Origin of the sequence: Paenibacillus durus ATCC 35681, assembly GCF_000993825.1 — a bacterium.
GTDB classification, from domain to species: Bacteria; Bacillota; Bacilli; order Paenibacillales; family Paenibacillaceae; genus Paenibacillus_AQ; species Paenibacillus_AQ durus_B.
In genome coordinates, this window is record NZ_CP011114.1 from 464,697 (window position 1) to 484,177 (window position 19,481).

At 53.9% G+C, this 19,481-nt stretch carries 21 protein-coding genes, 1 pseudogene and 1 riboswitch; of the genes and pseudogenes, 20 read left to right on the forward strand and 2 right to left on the reverse strand.

Annotated features, from left to right (window positions below; genetic code table 11):
- A complete protein-coding gene (gene ku, locus VK70_RS02085; protein WP_025699340.1) occupies positions 1–999 on the reverse strand; it encodes a non-homologous end joining protein Ku in 999 nt (332 codons plus the stop codon).
- Between the two features lie 219 nt (positions 1,000–1,218).
- Here ku and VK70_RS28180 point away from each other — a divergent pair, with 219 nt between their 5' ends.
- The 9 genes and pseudogenes from VK70_RS28180 to VK70_RS02120 form a co-directional block, all read left to right on the forward strand.
- Positions 1,219–1,368 (forward strand): hypothetical protein, encoded by a 150-nt coding sequence (locus tag VK70_RS28180; RefSeq protein WP_155986980.1) that lies wholly within the window; start codon positions 1,219–1,221, stop codon positions 1,366–1,368.
- A 4-nt stretch (positions 1,369–1,372) separates the two neighbouring features.
- Positions 1,373–1,558, forward strand: coding sequence for an H-type small acid-soluble spore protein (locus VK70_RS02090; protein WP_025699338.1), 186 nt, complete (start codon positions 1,373–1,375; stop codon positions 1,556–1,558).
- Between the two features lie 192 nt (positions 1,559–1,750).
- Positions 1,751–2,743 (forward strand): DMT family transporter, encoded by a 993-nt coding sequence (locus tag VK70_RS02095; protein ID WP_025699336.1) that lies wholly within the window; start codon positions 1,751–1,753, stop codon positions 2,741–2,743.
- Positions 2,744–2,856: 113 nt separating this feature from the next.
- Positions 2,857–3,363 carry a tRNA (adenosine(37)-N6)-threonylcarbamoyltransferase complex ATPase subunit type 1 TsaE gene (gene tsaE, locus VK70_RS02100; RefSeq protein ID WP_025699334.1) on the forward strand — a complete coding sequence of 169 codons (507 nt, stop codon included), beginning with the start codon at positions 2,857–2,859 and terminating at the stop codon, positions 3,361–3,363.
- Positions 3,347–4,180 carry a tRNA (adenosine(37)-N6)-threonylcarbamoyltransferase complex dimerization subunit type 1 TsaB gene (gene tsaB / locus VK70_RS02105; RefSeq protein ID WP_046722731.1) on the forward strand — a complete coding sequence of 278 codons (834 nt, stop codon included), beginning with the start codon at positions 3,347–3,349 and terminating at the stop codon, positions 4,178–4,180. Before tsaE ends, tsaB begins: the two co-directional genes overlap by 17 nt.
- Positions 4,177–4,692, forward strand: coding sequence for a ribosomal protein S18-alanine N-acetyltransferase (gene rimI / locus VK70_RS02110; protein ID WP_025696164.1), 516 nt, complete (start codon positions 4,177–4,179; stop codon positions 4,690–4,692). Before tsaB ends, rimI begins: the two co-directional genes overlap by 4 nt.
- A 5-nt stretch (positions 4,693–4,697) precedes the next feature.
- Positions 4,698–5,747, forward strand: a complete 1,050-nt coding sequence (tsaD, locus tag VK70_RS02115; protein WP_025696162.1) for a tRNA (adenosine(37)-N6)-threonylcarbamoyltransferase complex transferase subunit TsaD — start codon at positions 4,698–4,700, stop codon at positions 5,745–5,747.
- 676 nt (positions 5,748–6,423) lie between these two features.
- Positions 6,424–6,561, forward strand: coding sequence for a hypothetical protein (locus VK70_RS28185; RefSeq protein ID WP_155986925.1), 138 nt, complete (start codon positions 6,424–6,426; stop codon positions 6,559–6,561).
- Between the two features lie 47 nt (positions 6,562–6,608).
- Positions 6,609–7,778 (forward strand): annotated as a pseudogene (locus VK70_RS02120) (2-isopropylmalate synthase); the annotation flags it as partial.
- Between the two features lie 508 nt (positions 7,779–8,286).
- Here the strand turns inward: VK70_RS02120 and VK70_RS02125 are convergent.
- Positions 8,287–10,239: an ABC-F family ATP-binding cassette domain-containing protein gene (locus tag VK70_RS02125; protein WP_046722732.1), complete on the reverse strand. Its 1,953-nt coding sequence runs from the start codon at positions 10,237–10,239 to the stop codon at positions 8,287–8,289.
- A gap of 291 nt (positions 10,240–10,530) precedes the next feature.
- Between VK70_RS02125 and VK70_RS02130 the strand changes: the two genes are divergently transcribed.
- The 11 genes from VK70_RS02130 to VK70_RS02180 all read left to right on the forward strand — a co-directional run bounded on the left by VK70_RS02130 (position 10,531) and on the right by VK70_RS02180 (position 19,475).
- Positions 10,531–11,163 (forward strand): 5-formyltetrahydrofolate cyclo-ligase, encoded by a 633-nt coding sequence (locus VK70_RS02130; protein ID WP_025696942.1) that lies wholly within the window; start codon positions 10,531–10,533, stop codon positions 11,161–11,163.
- A gap of 5 nt (positions 11,164–11,168) precedes the next feature.
- Positions 11,169–11,645 (forward strand): cyclic pyranopterin monophosphate synthase MoaC, encoded by a 477-nt coding sequence (moaC, locus tag VK70_RS02135; RefSeq protein WP_025696940.1) that lies wholly within the window; start codon positions 11,169–11,171, stop codon positions 11,643–11,645.
- 45 nt (positions 11,646–11,690) lie between these two features.
- A complete protein-coding gene (locus VK70_RS02140; protein WP_025696938.1) occupies positions 11,691–12,179 on the forward strand; it encodes a MogA/MoaB family molybdenum cofactor biosynthesis protein in 489 nt (162 codons plus the stop codon).
- Positions 12,180–12,339: 160 nt separating this feature from the next.
- Entirely contained in the window at positions 12,340–12,576 is a 237-nt protein-coding gene (tatA, locus tag VK70_RS02145; protein ID WP_025696935.1) for a twin-arginine translocase TatA/TatE family subunit, read from the forward strand.
- A 121-nt stretch (positions 12,577–12,697) separates the two neighbouring features.
- Positions 12,698–13,468 carry a twin-arginine translocase subunit TatC gene (gene tatC / locus VK70_RS02150; protein ID WP_025696933.1) on the forward strand — a complete coding sequence of 257 codons (771 nt, stop codon included), beginning with the start codon at positions 12,698–12,700 and terminating at the stop codon, positions 13,466–13,468.
- Positions 13,469–13,933: 465 nt separating this feature from the next.
- Positions 13,934–14,215, forward strand: a complete 282-nt coding sequence (gene groES / locus VK70_RS02155) for a co-chaperone GroES (RefSeq protein WP_025688079.1) — start codon at positions 13,934–13,936, stop codon at positions 14,213–14,215.
- A gap of 64 nt (positions 14,216–14,279) precedes the next feature.
- Positions 14,280–15,908, forward strand: coding sequence for a chaperonin GroEL (gene groL, locus VK70_RS02160; RefSeq protein ID WP_046722735.1), 1,629 nt, complete (start codon positions 14,280–14,282; stop codon positions 15,906–15,908).
- Between the two features lie 59 nt (positions 15,909–15,967).
- Positions 15,968–16,069: riboswitch (guanidine-I (ykkC/yxkD leader) on the forward strand.
- 87 nt (positions 16,070–16,156) lie between these two features.
- Positions 16,157–16,498, forward strand: a complete 342-nt coding sequence (locus tag VK70_RS02165; RefSeq protein WP_025693853.1) for a DMT family transporter — start codon at positions 16,157–16,159, stop codon at positions 16,496–16,498.
- Positions 16,495–16,809, forward strand: coding sequence for a DMT family transporter (locus tag VK70_RS02170; RefSeq protein ID WP_025693852.1), 315 nt, complete (start codon positions 16,495–16,497; stop codon positions 16,807–16,809). The genes VK70_RS02165 and VK70_RS02170 overlap by 4 nt, the downstream gene beginning before the upstream one ends.
- 763 nt (positions 16,810–17,572) lie before the next feature.
- Entirely contained in the window at positions 17,573–18,253 is a 681-nt protein-coding gene (locus VK70_RS02175; protein ID WP_025693851.1) for a GntR family transcriptional regulator, read from the forward strand.
- A gap of 7 nt (positions 18,254–18,260) precedes the next feature.
- Complete coding sequence (locus VK70_RS02180) at positions 18,261–19,475, forward strand: trans-sulfuration enzyme family protein (RefSeq protein ID WP_025693850.1); 1,215 nt, start codon at positions 18,261–18,263, stop codon at positions 19,473–19,475.
- The last annotated feature ends 6 nt before the right edge of the window (positions 19,476–19,481 follow it).

Here is a 19,481-nt window from a genome sequence, read left to right on the forward strand (position 1 = left end):
CTATGATACCGTCTGCTTGCTCTTCGCGCCGCGGCGTTTCGGCTTGGGTGCGATTAGGGGGTCGGCATCGGGAAGCGGAGCTGCCGCTTCGTTTGCCGCCGCGTTTCCGTTAGTCCCCGCGCCCAGTGCGGACTCGCCGGAAGCCTTTGGCGCGGCTTTTTTTCGTCCGACTGCCGCTTTGCGCGGTTTGGCGGCGACAGCTCCCGGCGATGTTCCCGGATCGGACGGAACATGCTGCACTGCCTTGATGCTGGCCTGAAGCGCGGCCATCAGATCGATGACATTGGTCTCCTGCCGCGCCGGAGCAATGCGGATTTCTTCACCGGCCACTTTGCTTGCGATAAGATCAAGCATCCGCTTGCGATAATCATCCGTATATTTCTCCGGTTCGAACGGAGTTGACAGCTGAGAAATAAGCAGCTTGGCCATATCCAGCTCTTTGTCGTTCACCGCTACGGCTTCCGGCAGGCTTGGAACCTGAGAGATGGGCCGAATCTCATCCGGATAGAACATCGTTTCAATGGAGAGGCAGTTCTCCAGCACCCGAATAGCCGCAAGGCTGCTTTTGGAGCGGATCGATATTTTGGCGACGCCGATTTTCCCCGTCTGGCGCATTGCCTCCATCAACAGACGGTATGCGCCTGCCCCGGCCTGATCGGGAGAGAGATAATACGTTTTTTGAAAATAAATCGGATCGATATCCTTCAAATCCACAAAGTCAAGAATCATAATATTCTTGGTGCTTTCTTCCGTCAGCGTGTCAAGCTCGTCCTTGTCGAAGATCACGAATTTCCCTTTTTCATACTCATAGCCCTTGCCGATTTCCTCCCAGGCCACTTCCTTATCGCAGACAGGGCATTTGCGCACATAGGACAAGGGGCTGCCGCATGCTTTGTGAATATAGCGCAGCGATACATCTTTATCTTCGGTCGCCGAGAACATTTTGACCGGCACATGCACAAGTCCGAAGCTGATGGCGCCTTTCCAAACGGTATGCATCGAATAACACCTCATTTTCTAAAGTCATAAGTGCAGTCCTCATTTTGTGGGGCTAACTGAAAAATTCGGCTTTGGCTTAGTATGGGCGGCAGGTGTCTTTTTACACCTTGAAGAATTTCGGTTAAGCCGGTCCTTTGCATAAACTGGTTCGCAGCTGGGAAATATAACACCGCCTGATTACGGCAATTTTTGGCGCGGCGATGGCAGGAGGAAATGCAGATGGGCAGCAGGTGGCAGGAAAAAGAGAGCGGTCCTGAAATACCCGGAACTTCGGTGGACTGGGAAGAGCTTACCGCCCGGCGGCGGGAAGAGGATATTGTTCCGGGGACGGACAATCTGGACGCGGATCAGCTTACAAGGGAGGAATAAAGGAATGGACGTACAACGGGCGCAGGATATTTTCGCTTCCAAAGATAACATCGCGGTACATCTTGACGGGAAGCCCGTATGGATTGAGCATGTGGATGCGGCAAACGGCATGGCAACGGTTCAGATCGGCTCGCGGCCGACGGATGTGCAAACGGTCGGTGTGGACCGGCTGGAGGAGCAGAAGCATTGACAAGATTCTGACAAAATGATTTTTGCAGCAAAAATCAGCAGTGCGGCTGCAAGTAAATCAGCTCATATTAACGTAAAACGACGCCTTCCTATCGTCTGCGGCAGCAGATTGGAGGCGTTTTTTGGTATGGACATAGAGGTTGATGTTGTTATAATTTTGATAAAACAAGACCTAAAGAAATGAGCTGATGTTTTGAGACCGTTGCTGCTTGGCGTCTGTTCGGCGCTGTTTTTTGCCGTCACCTTCGTATTAAACCGCCGGATGGAGCTGTCCGGAGGAAGCTGGGCTTGGAGCTCCTCGCTGCGGTATTTGTTTACGCTGCCCTTTCTGCTGGCCCTTGTGGCCGGACGCCGCAGACTGAAGCCGCTTCTTCGGGAGATGGCGAATCGGCCCTGGGCCTGGCTGCTGTGGGGCACGGTCGGTTTCGGTCTGTTCTACGCCCCGATTACCTTTGCGGCGGCTTACGCCCCCGGCTGGCTTACGGCCGGAACATGGCAGATTACGATTATTTCCGGCTCCCTGCTGGCGCCGCTGTTCGTAACCCGAATAGAAGGGCCTCAAGGAACTGTAGCCGAAAGGGGCAAAATCCCGCTTCGCGGGCTCGGGCTCTCCCTGATCATTCTGGTTGGCGTCGCGCTGCTCCAGCTCGAGCATGCCCAGAAGCTGTCGGCCTCGCAGGTGCTGCTCGGCATCGTACCCGTCCTTATCGCTTCCTTCGCCTATCCGCTCGGCAACCGTAAGACCATGGAGCTTTGCGGCGGCCGGCTCGACGTGTTTCAGCGTATTCTTGGAATGACACTGGCCAGCATGCCGTTCTGGCTGCTGGTCGCGCTGTTTGGCTGGGCGGACTCCGGACTTCCTTCCGGGGGTCAAATGGTCCAATCCCTGATCGTCGCGCTCTCATCGGGCATCGTGGCGACGGTGCTGTTCTTCCGGGCCACCGATATGGTCAGACACAGCATGACGGGACTTGCGGCGGTCGAGGCCACACAATCGCTAGAGGTGCTGTTCGCGCTGCTCGGAGAGATGCTTATCCTGTCCGCTCCCGCTCCGTCGCTTGTTTCCTGGACCGGAATCGCCGTCATTATTATGGGGATGATTCTGCACAGTTTATTCTCCCATGCCAAGCCCGCAAAGCGCCCGGTAAAGCAGAATGAACGGGAAAGCATTTCTTCGGCGCAGTAATAAGGGAGCCGGGTGTGTTGCGGTAAGGCTGCGGGACCGATATAATAAAAAGTATTCAAAATTTCGGACGATAGCTGCGGATACGCCGCTCTGTCAAAGGATGGTTGTTGCAGTTGGAAAATAATCCGGAAGCGGTATTTACTTTTCATTCCCGCAGCCTGCGGGAGACCGAAGCATTGGCGGAGGAGCTGGCCGCCGCAGCCGCGCCGGGCTGGGTCATCGGACTCGACGGCGATTTGGGCGCGGGCAAAACCGCGTTCTCGCAGAGCTTTGCCCGGCATTTGGGAGTCCAGGGCATTGTCAGCAGTCCAACGTTCACGATTATTAAGGAATACGCAGGGCGTATTCCGCTTTACCATATGGATGTGTACCGGCTGTCGGCCCATGAGGCTGACGAGCTTGGTTTGGACGAATATTTCTATGGGCAGGGAGTTTGCCTGGTGGAATGGAGCAGCATACTTTCGGACCTGATGCCCGAGCGGCATTTGCATATCCGCCTGGAGACGACAGGGCCGGAGGAACGCGTGATCACAGTAACTGCGGCCGGGGAGCCTTATGAGGGCGTCTGCCGCGGTCTGATACAGAAGTGGGGTTATAGCAAGCATGACGAATGCAATTGAACAGCCGCGCAAGCGGTTTTTGGCGTTGGATACGGCGACGGCAACGCTCGGCGTGGCAGTGACCGAGGGCGGCAGGGTGCTGCATGAAATTAATGCGTCGGGAGAACGCAACCATTCCGTGCATCTTCTGCCGATTATCGGCGAGGCGCTGCAGGCTTCGGGCGGAAGCGAAATGCTGGACGGCATTTCCGTCGGCGTAGGACCCGGTTCCTATACGGGAACCCGGATTGCCATTACGGCGGCCAAGTCGCTGGCGTGGGGCTGGAAGCTGCCCGTCGCCGGCGTGTCCACGCTGCAGGCGCTGGCCTGGGGCGGCTGGAGCAGCGGCGCGGGAAGCCCGGACGAAGCCGCCGCCGGGAATGAACGGTCCGCTGACGGCTTCGGACCGGACTGGATTATTCCGCTGCTCGATGCGCGGCGCGGTCAGGCGTATACGGCTCTGTTCGCCGCAGGCGGCGGGAGTGCGCCGCAGCGCCTTGCGCCGGACCGGATACGCCTGATGAAGGATTGGGTGCAGTCCCTGACGGAGCGCCTGGAGAAAGCTAAGGCGCTAGGGGAGTCCCCCCGCCGGCTCTGGTTTGTCGGCGAGACGGCGGTTCACGGAAGCGGAGAAACACTGGGGCCGCTGGAGGGCGTAGCCGAGCTGCGCGTTTTGCCTTATGAGCTGGAAGGCCGCTGGATCGGATTTCTTGGGGAAGCGCGGCATGCATCCGGAGATACCGACGATGTGCACGGCTTAATTCCCAATTATACACAGCTTGCGGAAGCGGAAGCGAATCTGCTCAAAGCCGGTAAAGGAGGCGTGAAATCGAGATGACGGAAGCTGAACCGGCAAAAGGGCGGGAAGAAGGTCTTAGTTTTCGGTTGATGAAAGTGGAAGATATCCCCGATATTCTCGTGATCGAACATGAAGCCTTTACGATGCCCTGGACAGGAGAGGCCTTCCGCAATGAGCTTACGCATAATCATTTTGCCAGGTACATGGTTATGGAGTTTGATGGCAGTATTATCGGCTACGCGGGAATGTGGGCGATTGTAGACGAGGCGCATGTGACGAATATTGCGCTGCTTGAGGCGTACCGGGGGCGGAAATGGGGCGAAAGGCTGCTAGATGAGCTGATGAAGACCGCCGCCTATCTCGGGATGAAATCGATCACACTGGAAGTGCGCGTATCCAACGAAGTCGCCCAGAATTTGTACCGCAAAAAAGGATTTCGGCCCGCCGGCCTGCGCAAAGGATATTATTCCGACAACCGCGAGGATGCGCTGATTATGTGGGCGGATCTGCCGTCTTATCTGGATTACGGGGTTATGGAAGGAAGAGTGTGATTGGAATGAAGGACGAAACGGGCGCTCCAAAGCCTGTCTATATATTGGCAATCGAGACAAGCTGCGACGAGACGTCGGCGGCTGTTGTAAAAGACGGCTATGAGGTGCTGTCGAACATTATCTCCAGCCAGATCGAAACTCACCGCGCTTTCGGCGGTGTGGTGCCTGAAGTGGCCTCCCGCAAGCATGTGGAGGTCATTACGCTTATTGTGGAAGAGGCGCTTGCCCGGGCCGGGGTCACTCCGGATAGGCTGGACGCGGTCGCGGTAACGCAGGGACCGGGACTGGTCGGAGCTCTGCTGGTCGGCGTCGTGGCCGCTAAAAGCCTGGCGCTGGCCTGGAACAAGCCGCTGATCGGGACGCATCATATCGCCGGACATATTTATGCGGGCCGGCTGGTGCAAGAGCTGAAGTATCCATGCCTGGCGCTGGTAGCTTCCGGGGGACATACGGAGCTGGTCAGCCTGGAAGCGGAAGGGCGCTTCCGGATTATCGGGCGCACGCGGGACGATGCGGTTGGCGAAGCCTACGACAAGGTGGCCCGGGCGCTCGGCTTCCCCTATCCCGGGGGGCCACATGTGGACAAGCTGGCGCATGAAGCGGCGGAAGCGGCGGCGCTGCCGAGGGTGTGGCTGGAGCCGGATTCCTACGATTTCAGCCTCAGCGGCCTGAAGTCGGCGGTGCTGAATCTGGTGAACCAGAGCCGGATGAAAGGGCTGGAGCCTGATGTGGCGGCCATCGCCCGCGGCTTCCAGGAATCGGTCGTCGAGGTGCTGGTGGAAAAAGCGGTCCGCGCCGTCCGCGCGACGGAAGCGCGGCAGCTGCTGTTGTGCGGCGGCGTAGCTGCGAACCGGGGGCTGCGCGAGGCGCTTGCGGCCCGCTGTGAAAGTGAAGGCATAGAGCTGATCATTCCTCCGGCCGTATACTGCACGGATAACGCCGCGATGATCGGCGCAGCCGCTTATGTGAAATGGAGCCATGGCGGCGGAACGCCGCTGGACATGGTGGCCGATCCCGGCTTTTCCCTGGAAGATTGGTCGGTTAAGGGCTATTGACAGTGGCGATTGTCCGCGCGTATAATCATGACAATCATAATGATAAACGTGATGATCGGAAGCAGTAAGGTTATTCCGGGGTAAAGAGAGCTGCGGGTCGGTGCGACGCAGCCGAAGGAATCCTGAACTCGTCCGGGAGCGGAACGGCGGAAAGAGATGCATGGTAAGCTATGGAGCACATGCGTCGACCGGCAGTGCACGGCTGGTGGAAAGTACGCCGTTACGAATCGTCCCCGTGATAGGACGGTCATTCGGACAGGGAAGAAGCATTTATTCTTTACCGGGCCGCATGACAGTTGAGTGGATATGTTGAAGAGGCCGCCTATGCGCCAGAACGATATATCAACAAGAGTGGTACCGCGAAGGCACAGCCTGTCGTCTCTTGATGAGACGGCGGGCTTTTTTTGTTAACAAGAAAGACAGAATAACGCGATGAACGGGAGCAGTAGAAGGAAGGATGGCAAGGCAGAGAGCTGCGGGTCGGTGCGACGCAGCGGTCATCCCCCTTTGAATCTCGCCCGGGAGCGGATGCGCGGAGACCGCGGCTTGCAGCCGCGCTGAATTTGGAACCGGGGAACGGCCGATCCGGTATCCAGTCAGCGGGCCAAGCGGCGAGGTACGCGGCTTACGGATCGTCCCCGTTACCGGACATTCCCCGCAAGGAGCGCTTCCTGAAATGGAGCAGCGCTTCGGGGAAGATGAGCTGGACGCTGCCGAGGGAATAAGATTTCCACCTGCGCGTCAAGAAGAGTGGTACCGCGGAGGGGAAACCCGCCGTCTCTTTGATGGAGACGGCGGTTTTTTGCGTGCTTAGACAGCGAAAGACCATACCCAAACCTATAAATCGGGAGGAATTTTAAAATGACAGTGCGTCCTAGCAGGAAGATAAACATTTTTGATACAACGCTCAGAGACGGGGAACAGGCGCCGGGAGCGAGCCTGACGCCAGAGCAGAAAATCGTGCTCGCAGGCAAGCTGGCCGAGCTTGGGGTGGATGTGCTGGAGCCGGGCTTCCCGGTCTCCAGCCCCGGAGACTTTGCGGCGGTCCAGACGATTTCCCGCCAAATCCGGAACGTGGAAATCTGCGGCTTCGCCAGGGCTGTCAGAGGGGATATTGACGCCGCCGTCAAGGCGACACAGGACGCCGAGCGCCGGCGCATCCATCTCTTTATTTCCTCATCCGACATTCATCTGCGCCATCAGCTGCGCAAGAGCCGGGCCGAGGTCGTGGCGGCTGCCCGGGAAATGACCGCTTATGCCCGTCAGTTCTGCGATACGGTAGAGTTTACGGCAATGGATGCCGCGCGCACGGGTATCGACGACCTGATTGAAATGGTTGAAGCGGTCATTGCGGAGGGGGCGACGATCATCAATCTGCCGGATACGGTCGGCTACGCTCTGCCTCATGAATACGGCGAGATGTTCCGGCGGGTGCGGCAGGGCGCGAGGGGCGGCGACAAGGTCAGCTATAGCGCCCACTGCCATAATGATCTTGGCCTTGCCGTCGCTAACAGCCTTGCCGCAATCGCCGGAGGCGCGACGCAGATCGAAGTGACCGTTAACGGAATCGGCGAGCGAACGGGCAACTGCGCTTTGGAGGAACTGGCAATGGCGCTGGAAACCCGGGGAGATGCGCTGAATGCCAAGACCGATCTGGCTCTAAACAAGCTGTATGAGACGTCGCGCCTGGTCAGTGAGATGATGCATTTTCCGCTCGCCTACAACAAGCCGGTCATGGGCCGGAACGCGTTCCAGCATGAATCGGGCATCCATCAGGACGGACTGCTCAAAGACCGCAGCACCTATGAAATCATGGACCCGGAACGCCTTGGCATCCCGCGCAGTATGATTATCCTGGGCAAGCACTCTGGACGGCACGCCTTGAAGGACCGGGCTGCGCAATATGGCATCACTCTGGAGCCTGCTGAGCTGGAGGAGCTGTACGAATCCTTCAAGCGGCTGGCAGACCGTCAGAAAGCCGTCAGCGACGATGAACTGCTGCAGATGATAAAGCAATCGCCTAGCCGCCAGGCGTAAGGTAAAGGCTGGGAGTGCTTCATGTCCGGGCTGGCAGCAGCGCCGAGCCGCTAACATCCGCAGTTTAACCGACGGAGATGGACAATAAGCCGTTACAAGAAACCGCAAGCGCATCTTTCCAACAGCTTAAAAGCGAGGGAAGATGCGTTTTTTTGCAGGCAAAGCACAGACGGACGGTTTTTGTCAAGCTGTGGACAAGGTTATCCACATATTCCGCTCGATCTGTGTAAAAATCGTGTAAAAGCAGCATTAAAGCCTGTTTTTTTAATGACGGGAACAGGGGGCAAGTTTTTCACAGGCGGGTGTGGGAAATGTGGATAATGTGGATAATCTGGTGGATAAAAAAGGCTTGACACAACAAACGGCGGTTTGACGCACAAAAAAAGACCCGTCGGGTCTTTTTTTAATAACAGTTATGCACGAAATCTGGGGACAACCTTGTGGATAATAGAGTGTGACCAAATCCTAAATTGTTAAAAGAATGTTAGACGACTTTCTCCTATTATTCGTCAGCAAGAACTTCCCATTCGCTAAAAAATCCGGCAAGCTGCTGTTTCTTTTCGTTTAAGTCCCGCTCATGCTCCTGAAGCACCATGTAGTCCTGATAGACCTCCGGCTTCGTCATCTCCGTTTCGAGTAGCGTGATTTCTTCCTCCAGTCCGGCGATGGCGTCTTCCAGTTCGGCCAGCCGCCGCTGGCGGCTGCGTTCCTCGCGCTTGGCCTGTTTGTCGGCCTCGTATGAAGAGGAGCCTCCTTTTTCGGGAGCGGATAATTCCCTATCAAGCCTGGTCGGAGCTGAAGAAGGAGCGTCCCCGGCGGTTTCGCTTGCCAGATCCTCCAGTTCTCCTTTTTTTGCGATATAGTCGTCGTAATTTCCGAGATACTGGTCGATTCCGTCCGGATGAAGCTCCAGCACGCGCTCCGCCATCTTATTTAGAAAATAGCGGTCATGGGAGATGAAGAGCAGCGTGCCTTCAAAATCGATCAGCGCCGATTCGAGCACCTCGCGGCTGACCAAATCAAGATGGTTGGTCGGTTCGTCGAGGATAAGCATATTCGCTCCCCGCAGCATCAGCTTGGAGAGCGATACGCGCGCTTTCTCGCCGCCGCTTAGCGCGGAGACTTTCTTCTGGACGTCCTCGCCGCTGAACAGAAAGTTACCGAGAATCGTCCGGATTCGCGCCTCCTCGAGCATCGGATATTCGCTCCACAGCTCCTCCAGCACGGTGTTCTGCGGATTCAGCCGGGTCTGCTCCTGATCGTAGTAGCCGATTTTGACCTTGGCACCCCAGTTTACACTTCCCGCTGAAGGCTCCCGGGTGCCGGTCAGGCACTGCAGGAGCGTCGACTTCCCGATACCGTTAGGGCCGATCAGGGCGGCCGTATCTCCGCGTCGCAGCTCGAAGGAAGCGTTCTTGAACAAAGGCGCGTTCTCTCCGAAGGACACGGCAACTTCTCTAATCTGCAGCACTTCCCTGCCGGAGTGAAAATCCGGCTCGAAGGCAAAGTTCGCTTTTTTCAGCTCACCGAGCGGCCGTTCGATCCGGTCCATTTTTTCCAGCGTCTTGCGTCGGCTCTGTGCCCGCTTGGTCGTGGAAGCCCGCACGATATTGCGCTGCACGAACTCCTCCATTTTGGCGATTTCGACCTGCTGCTTCTCGTACTGCTTGAGTCTGCTCTCATATTCGGCGGCCTTGAGATCCACATAGCGGCTGTAATTCCCCGTGTACCGCTGCGATTGGTGGCGCTCGATTTCCACAATGGTCGTGACGAGTCTGTCAAGGAAGTACCGGTCATGGGATACGACCAGAATGCCTCCGGAATACCCGCGCAAATAATCCTCCAGCCAGGTCAGCGTCTCAATGTCCAGATGGTTGGTCGGTTCATCCAGCATCAGAAGATCCGGAGCCTGAAGCAGGATGCGGGCAAGCGCCAAGCGGGTCTTCTGTCCGCCGCTGAGCGTTGCGATCGGCGTGTCCGGAGGAAAATCTCCGAAACCCATGCCGTGTAAAACGCTGCGTATCCGCGTGTTCATTTCGTATCCGCCCCGGTCTTTGAACCAGTCCGAACGCAGGGAGTAGCGTTCCAGCAGCTCCTCGTAACGCTTCTCGTCCTCGGCGGCGGCCGGATCGGCGATCTGCTGCTCTAGCTGCCGAAGTTCCGCTTCGGCTTCGATGAGCGGCGCGAATACGGACAGCATTTCCTCATGAATGGTCCGCTCCGATTGCAGCCCGCTGTTCTGGGCCAGATACCCTACCGTCGTTTCTTTGGATTTATGAATATGACCGCCGTCATAGGACAGCTCCCCGGCCAGTATTTTCAGCAGGGTCGACTTCCCGGCTCCGTTGACGCCGACGAGTCCGACCCGTTCCCGCTCGTTTACCTGCAGGTTGATGCCTTCCAGCACGGGCTGGATGCCGTATAATTTCGTAATACCTGTCGCTTGAAGAAGCATGTTGATGAATCCTCCACCCTTAAGCCATAAGCGGCGCCGGTTCAGCGCTGCTTATGGAACCTTTATTCCTAAATATAGTTTACATGAAAAGACTTTTTTGCGCGAGGCCGAAGGGTTCCGGGGTCATCTTGGCGAAATTAAAGGAAGAGTGGTAAACTGAAGGTAATGATTTACCCTGCAATGTCAGACATTGATTCCGCTGCTTGCCGTGTGAGGCACGGGTTTTCGGCGGAAATTTATATATCTTGGCTAGCCAAGAACAAAGCAAGACTTATTAAAGGAGGCAGAAGAGTGACTGACGGGGATTTGCAGCTTGCCGACTTCAAGCGTGAGCTGCGCAGCCGCGCTGCCGCCGTCCGCGACGGCATAGATCCGCTGCGGAGAGAGGAGTGGTCCTCACTCGTGTGCCGACATGCACGGAAGTGGCTAGAGGGAACCGGTGCGAAATCGCTGATGTTCTATGTTCCGTTCCGCTCCGAGCTGGATACCCGTTCTCTGATTAAATGGTGCTGGGCGGAAGGGCGCAAGGTAATTCTTCCCCGTGTCCATGCCGATTCCGGAGAGCTGTCGCTACACAGGGTGAAGTCATGGAACGAGCTGGCCCAGGGAACGTACGGCATTCCCGAGCCCGCCGGGACTTCTCCGGCAATTGGGGAAGAAGACATTCCGTCTGTGGTCTTCGTCCCGGGCCTGGCTTTCGATGCCAGGGGAGGAAGGCTCGGTTACGGCCGGGGTTATTATGACCGGCTGTGGGACCGGTTCGAACGAGCCTCCGCTTCAGGAACACGAGAGAACACGGTCTGGGTCGGCCTCGCATATGGCGCGCAGGTGCTGCCAGAGGTGCCGATGGATGTTCATGACGCTTACATGGACATGCTGATTACCGAGCAAGGAATGCTGAACTGCCGAAAGAAAGGGGAATGACGACGATGGAGCTGACTCATTTTAACGGGCAGGGAAGAGCCCGCATGGTCGATGTAAGCGACAAGGAAGTGACTAAGCGTACGGCAACTGCGCAGAGCATGGTGCGGATGGCGCCGGAAACGCTGAGCGCCATCAAAGCCGGCTCAATCGGCAAAGGCGATGTGCTTGCCGTGGCCCAGGTCGCGGGCATCATGGCCGCCAAGAAGACGGCCGATTGGATACCGATGTGCCATCCGCTGCCTTTGACGGGCATCGACATTCACTTTTCAGACAACAACACAGATGAACTATATATAGAAGCGACAGTCAAGACCACCGGCAAGACGGGTGTGGAGATGGAGGCGCTGACCGCTGTTTCCGCTGCGGCGCTGACGGTGTATGACATGTGCAAGGCCATGCAAAAAGACATGGTGATTGGTCCGACGCTGCTTGCGTCCAAGACCGGCGGCAAGAACGGCGATTATGCCCGCGAAGAAGCGTAGTTTTGCGTATCATTACATAACGAGGATAGAGAGGAAGGAGAACCTATGGCGTGGAAGACAGCAATCCTGACGGCCAGCGACAAGGGGGCCCGGGGCGAGCGGGAGGATACGAGCGCCCAGGTCATCCGCGAGCTGGTTGAGGAGGAACTTGGAGGGGAGATCGTAGAATACCGGATTGTACCCGACGAATTGGATGAAATCATTGCGGCGCTTATCGAATTGACTGATTATTTCCAGGCCGATCTGGTGCTGACGACGGGAGGGACCGAGCTGGCGATTCGTGATGTTACGCCGGAAGCGACGCGCCGGGTTATTGAGCGGGAAGTGCCGGGGCTGCCTGAGGCGATGCGCAGCACGGTGATGCAGAAGAACCGCTCCGCCATGCTGTTTCGCGGCATCTGCGGCGTTCGCGGCCGGACGCTGATTGTCAATCTCCCGGGAACTCCAAAGGGCGTGCATGAACATTTGGCCGCCGTTATGGATCAGCTGCCGGAGGCGCTGCTGATGGTGACCGGACAATATCGGCAGCAATAATCTGCGGCATTCCTCGGACTAATCGGGCTTTCATCCTCAGACAACTGTCTCCGTTAGACTTTCGACACAGATAACAGATGCATGTGTGATATATATTATGGTATTATAGTTATGTCGAAAACGGTGTCATGAACGGAACATGCGACAAGGAGGAATGAACATGTTAAACGGCATTGGAGCGCCGGGGATCATACTGCTCGTCATTCTGGCTTTGCTGCTTTTTGGTCCGAATAAGCTGCCCGAATTGGGGCGTGCCGTCGGAAGAACCTTCCGCGAGTTTAAGGAAGGAACCCGTGATATTATTGCCGACACCGAGCCGGCGGATAAGGGCGAAGCTCCTGCACCGGCTGCACAGAAAGCTCCCGTTTCCCCCATGGAGAAGCGTTTGCCGGAATGACATCCGCAAGCTTGAATAGATAAGACTACATGCGGCGGCGCCCTTAAGTCCCCGGACTTTACGGGGCGCCGCTTTTTTGGGGAGTACTCCTGCTGCACACTATCCGGGAAGGGGGAGGAACATGCCTTTGCAATCCGGAGCCATGACGGTGGTCGAGCATCTTACGGAGCTGCGCAAAAGAATCATTTACATCCTCGTCGTATTCGTCATCGGACTGGCGGGCGGACTGTTCTGCGCGAAGCCGGTCTACGAATACCTGATCGCAGCCGACACAGCCCGGGGCTTTGTGCTGCATGCCTTCTCGTTCTGGGACGGCATCGGCATGTACATGAAGATTGCCATGGCCGTATCGCTTACCGTAACCTTGCCGTTCATCGTCTACCAGCTATGGGCATTCGTCAGTCCCGGCCTGCGTCCGGTGGAACGGAGCGCCGCACTGCGGTACGTGCCGTACGCGCTGCTTTTGTTCGTGCTGGGTCTCCTCTTTGCGTACTATATCGTGTTTCCAATGGCGCTTTCCTTCACCGTCTCGGTTACGCGTGACATGGGACTTAAGGAGACGTACGGCATTGCGCAGTATTTCAATTTCATGTTCAGCCTGGTGCTGCCGATGGCGCTGCTGTTCGAGCTGCCCCTCATTGTTATGTTTCTGACCAGACTGCGGATTCTGAATCCGCTCCGGCTGCGCAAGGTCCGGCGTTACGCCTATTTCGCGCTCGTCTTTATTGCGGTAGTGATTACGCCGCCCGATTTCATATCGGATTTCCTGGTGACCATACCTTTGCTGGTTCTCTACGAATTCAGCGTATTCCTGTCCGCGCTTGTTTACCGCAAGCAGCTCGCCGCCGATGCGGCGCTGGAAGCCCGGTACACTGCAGGCGATCACGCCTGAGGGAATGCGGCGATAGAGTCTCCTAGACGGAGGCGACTCTAATCGGAGTGCCGCGCCGCACGTTCTGTATCACCCCGGGCAGAGCGGCGCTTCAGCGGCATTCGGATTTTACGGGCCAGGCAGGCCGCTAGTATGCGGTTTGCCGAGGGGAGTAGGCATATTTTTGCAGGCTATGGATAGAATGAAAAAGGGTATGACTTGGACAATCCGTTCAGATCGGCCTTTTTCCAAATTCGTCTAGAAAAAAGAGCAAAAGGACTTGAAATCCGCATTCAAGTTGAGTAATATAAAAATTGTTGTTAGCACTACCGGCTGTTGAGTGCTAACAGAGCGAAGGGATATGTTGAGACGCGCTGCCGGCTCTCATATTTCATGAATGCGCCCGGGTATGCTTTTTTTCGGAACGTCATTCTTCCAACCTGTGTTCAAGCATAACAACATAATTTTCAAAGGAGGCTATTTTTCATGATCAAACCTTTAGGTGAACGCGTACTGGTGGAACCAATCGAGCAGGAGGAAACGACTTCTTTCGGTATCGTGCTTCCGGACTCGGCCAAAGAGAAGCCGCAGGAAGGCAAAATCGTGGCCGTAGGCAGCGGCGCTCTGAAAGACGGCGTTCGCGTCCCGCTGGAAGTGAAGGAAGGCGACCGCGTGATTTTCTCGAAGTATGCGGGAACTGAAATCAAGTATGAAGGCAAAGAATATTTGATTATGAAAGAAAGCGACATTCACGCGATTCTGGGATAATTCCCGAAGACGTTCATAAGACTTTAATACCGATACTTACAATTCATAGGGAGGTATTTTGATAATGGCAAAAGATATCAAGTTCAGTGAAGACGCCCGCCGCGCGATGCTGCGTGGGGTAGATGCTTTGGCAAACGCGGTTAAGGTAACGCTTGGACCGAAAGGCCGCAACGTGGTGCTGGAGAAGAAATTCGGCAGCCCGCTGATCACGAACGACGGTGTTACAATCGCCAAGGAAATCGAGCTGGAAGACGCGTTCGAGAACATGGGCGCTCAACTGGTTAAAGAAGTTGCGACCAAGACTAACGACGTAGCCGGTGACGGTACGACGACTGCAACCGTTCTGGCTCAAGCGCTGATCCGCGAAGGTCTGAAGAACGTGACTGCCGGCGCCAGCCCAATCGGTCTGCGCAAAGGTATCGACAAAGCGGTCCGCGCTGCAGTAGAAGAACTGCAAAAGATCTCCAAACCGGTTGAAGATTCCCAAGCGATCGCACAGGTTGCCGCTATCTCCGCAGCCGACGAAGAAGTGGGTAAACTGATCGCTGAGGCTATGGAAAAAGTGGGTAAAGACGGCGTTATCACCGTTGAAGAATCCCGCGGCTTCCTGACTGAGCTTGAAGTGGTTGAAGGCATGCAGTTCGACCGCGGCTACATCTCCCCGTACATGATTACCGACACGGACAAAATGGAAGCCGTTCTGGATAATCCGTACATCCTGATCACCGACAAAAAGATCAGCAGCACGCAAGAAATCCTGCCGCTGCTTGAAAAGATCGTTCAGCAAGCCCGTCCGCTGCTGATCATCGCCGAAGACATCGAAGGCGAAGCTCAAGCGATGCTGATCGTGAACAAACTGCGCGGAACATTCAACGCTGTTGCCGTTAAAGCTCCTGGCTTTGGCGATCGCCGCGAAGCGATGCTGCAGGACATTGCCGCTCTGACCGGCGGCCAAGTCATCACCGAGAAGCTCGGTCTTGACCTGAAAAGCACGACTGTCGAGCAGCTGGGTAACGCCCGTCAAGTGCGCGTAACCAAAGAGAACACGACAATCGTTGACGGAAGCGGCGCGAAGGAAGACATTCAAGCCCGCGTTAGCCAAATCCGTTCCCAACTGGAAGAAACCACTTCCGAGTTCGACAAGGAGAAGCTGCAAGAGCGTCTGGCGAAGCTGTCCGGCGGCGTAGCCGTTGTTAAAGTTGGCGCTGCTACAGAAACCGAGCTGAAAGAGCGCAAGCTGCGCATTGAAGACGCCCTGAACGCTACCCGTGCTGCGGTTGAAGAAGGTATCGTATCCGGCGGTGGTACAGCCCTGATCAACGTGTATGGCGCCGTATCCGCTGTTCAAGCGACAGGCGACGAGAAGACCGGCGTGAACATCGTGCTCCGCTCCCTGGAAGAGCCGATTCGCACAATCGCCGCGAACGCAGGCCAAGAAGGCTCCGTTATCGTTGAGCGCCTGAAGAAAGAAGCGATCGGCATCGGCTACAACGCCGCAACCGACGAGTGGGTCAACATGATCGAAGCCGGTATCGTCGATCCTGCGAAGGTAACCCGCTCCGCGCTGCAGCATGCTGCATCCGTAGCTGGGCTGTTCCTGACCACCGAAGCCGTTATCGCCGACAAGCCGGAGCCTGAAAAAGCCGGCGCGCCTGACATGGGCGGCATGGGTGGAATGGGCGGCATGATGTAAATGTAATACCAAAACCCTTGATTTGCCTGGTGATCCGGGCATTTCAAGGGTTACAAAATAGCTAGGTTTTCTAGGGTTCCGCAACAAAACTTGTTGGCCTGGACCGAGAGAAAGCCCGCAGCTAAATGGCTGTGACACGGAAGGATAAAAGCCTGGGAGATGAACTGCGTATGCGGTTTATTTCTTAGGCTTTTATTTTTTTGTTTATCTTAGCCCATATTACACAGAGATTCAGAGAGGAGATTGTTATGAACAAAACATGGACATTAGTTATTGTTGCAACTGTTTTTGAGGTGTGCTGGGTTATTGGTTTAAAGCATGCCAGTACTTTTTTGGAATGGGGAGGAACGGTAATTGCGATTTTTATAAGTTTTTATTCAATGATAATGGCGTCACGTTCGTTGCCGGTTGGCACTGTATATGCTGTATTTGTTGGTCTAGGAACCGCGGGTACTGTCATCGCGGAGATTATTTTGTTCGATGCCGAAGTTCAAATTGCAAAAATTGCTCTCGTCGGCCTGCTTCTCATCGGGGTTGCCGGACTAAAACTGCTTAGTAAAGAAAAAAAGGATGAGGTGAGAGATAGATGAATTGGATTTTTCTTATTTTAGCCGGGATATTTGAGATGGTTGGAGTATTACTGATTAACAAACTGAATCAGGCGCGAAATTGGCAGGCCTTAGCATCGATGATAGCTGCCTTTGGGCTAAGCTTTTTATTTCTGTCAATTGCAATGAAAACTCTCCCCATGGGAACAGCATACGCTGTATGGACAGGTATAGGTGCTTCCGGAGGTGCAATACTTGGAATGATTTTTTACAAAGAGCCTAAAAGTATACTGAGAATCACTTGTATTGCATTGGTGCTGGGATCTGCAGTTGGCTTAAAGCTTGTAAGTTGAATACCGAACGGTCCGGCGGTGTGGGAGGTCGGTTACTCAAATAATGGATAGCCTCCTACCCGATTCGACAATAAAATTGACTATTCCTATGGTTATGGTTTAATATACTTTAAGACAGGCTCCAACAAGCAGTCGGCAATTCTCCTGTTAAGCAGTTAATCACTTGTTCATTAAGCTATCAGTTGGTTCTGATCTGTCCTCTAATTGAATTTACTTAATAGTGTGAATTATATGTTATTAAACATAACACGCATAAGGGAAGTTTTAATTTTTTTTCGAGTTTTTATTTAAAAATGTGATTAATAATAACATAAATTTGTAGACAATTTCGTTATCTGTATGTATTATAAGGCTAAATTCTACGAGCTGAGCTAGATAGATGTAAGGTTTCGATTTTGGTCGCAAGCTGAGAGAAATGGACCGGGGTAGACTAGCTTAATAATTGTATACAATTATACAATTATACTTCTGTGGAGGGAACTATATAAGATGAACTTGAAAAATGACATCAGGGTAAGGAGTAACGAAGGGGAAGTTTGGAACTGTAGGAGCGATAGCGATCGCCCGAAAGCTTTCCGGAGGAAAGCTCGCTTCGAAAGCATAGGCTGTCTCCGGATTTCATCCGCGAAGAGCGGTTCTGATTAAGAAATCTGGAGACAACAGCGGCCGGAAGTCCAAACATTCCTCGTAGTTACGACTGATATTTGATGGGAAAATCTTAAGTTCATCTTATATAGCAGATTATTGACTAGGGGATGGATTTATGGACAGTTCTGTTATGAGAACACGCAGGCTATCGAAGGATAATACTTATTTTGCATTAAAACAAAAAATTATTGATAGTGAGCTAAAGCCTGATCAAGTTGTACATGAAGAAAATTTGGCTGCTTTGCTCGGAGTTAGCCGCACTCCACTAAGAGAGGCTATTCAAAGGTTGGAGAATGAGGAGTTTCTCGTTCGGCAGCCGAATGGCAGGTTGAGAGTGGCGTCAGTAACAGTGGAAGAGGTTAGAGAAATATTCCTGATCCGCAGCATGCTGGAAGGTTATATTGCCAAGAGTGCGGCCAAAAATGCAACCGATCAAGATATCCAAAATTTAACGGCTATGATTGAAAATATTAAACAGTCCTTTCGGTCAGGCAAGAGTCAGGATTTTGTGTCCTATGGCTTTGAATTCCATGATTATTTATCTGAAATGAGTGATCTCAAGACCTTTGTGAAAATCTTGAATCATCTAAGAGATCACGCGCTTCGCTATTGCCGGTTTGTTTCTCTGCATGGAGATTGGAACACGCAGGCGGATGAAGAGCATAACTTTATCTTGCAAATGATAGCCGACCGCAATGAAGACGGCGCGGAAAAAGCGATGCAGGATCATATATTAAGCAGCTTATCCGCCGCACTGGAGAGAATCCAAGGAATTCAAGCAAACAGAGAGGATTGAGTTGGATATGAAGACAGAATGGAGTATGGACACGAGGATTATTCATGAAAGCCAGTTTCCGGACCCTCACACGGGCGCCATCTCTCAAAGCATCATACCTGCAGTCGCTTATGCGTTCCCAGATGCGGAAACAGCTGCGGCAGTTGTAGCTGGCGAGGAAGAAGGCGTTTATTACGGCAGATATGGAAATCCTACATCCCGTACATTGGAGAAAAAGATAGCGGCACTGGAAGGCGGGGAAGATGCTTTAGGCGTTTCCAGCGGAATGGCGGCCATCTCCATTGCTCTTCTCGGCTTCTTGAAGCATGGCGATCATGTCCTGGTGACCAAGGATGTGTATGGCGGCACCTATAACTTCCTGACTTCATTGGCGCCAAGGTTTGGCATACAGTTTGATTTTATCGATTGTACAGATCCGGATTCAATGATTAAGGCGATCAAGCCCAATACAAAAGCAGTGTATATCGAAACTCCTTCTAATCCAAGATTGACCATTCTTGATATCGGAAAAATCTCGGAAACCTGCAAGTCCTATCAGCTCCCCGTCATTGTCGATAACACCTTTATGAGCCCTTGCTTGCAGAAGCCTTTGGAGCTTGGGGCCGATGTAGTGGTACACAGCGCTACTAAATATATTAATGGACACGGGGATGTCTTGGCAGGATTTATTGTTGGAAAAAAAGACACCATCCAGTTCATGAGAAAGAAACTGATGGGCGATTTGGGGCAAAATTTGAATGCTTGGGACGCCTTCTTAATTTTAAGAGGAATGAAGACCATGGCCTTGCGGGTAGAAAGACATTGCAGCAACGCCCAGAAAATTGCCGAATACCTTGAGTCTCATCCTTTCATCGATAAAGTCTTTTATCCGGGCTTGGCGTCACATCCTCAACATGAGCTGGCCAAACAGCAAATGAAGGGTATGGGAGGGATTGTTTCTTTTGAAGTAAAGGGAGGCTTAATTGAAGGGAAAAAATTAATCAACTCGCTGAATTTAGCGATGATTTCATTCAGCCTGGGAGATCCGGAGACGCTCGTACAGCATCCAGCCTCAATGACTCATGCTTCCATTCCACAGGAAGAGCGAATGAAATTTGGGATTACGGATGGATTAATTCGCGTGTCGGTCGGGCTTGAGGATGCGGATGACATTATCAACGATTTCGATCAAGCCCTGACTGCCCTGTTTTCTGATTCCGAAACCGAAATCACAACGAAATAAAGGGAG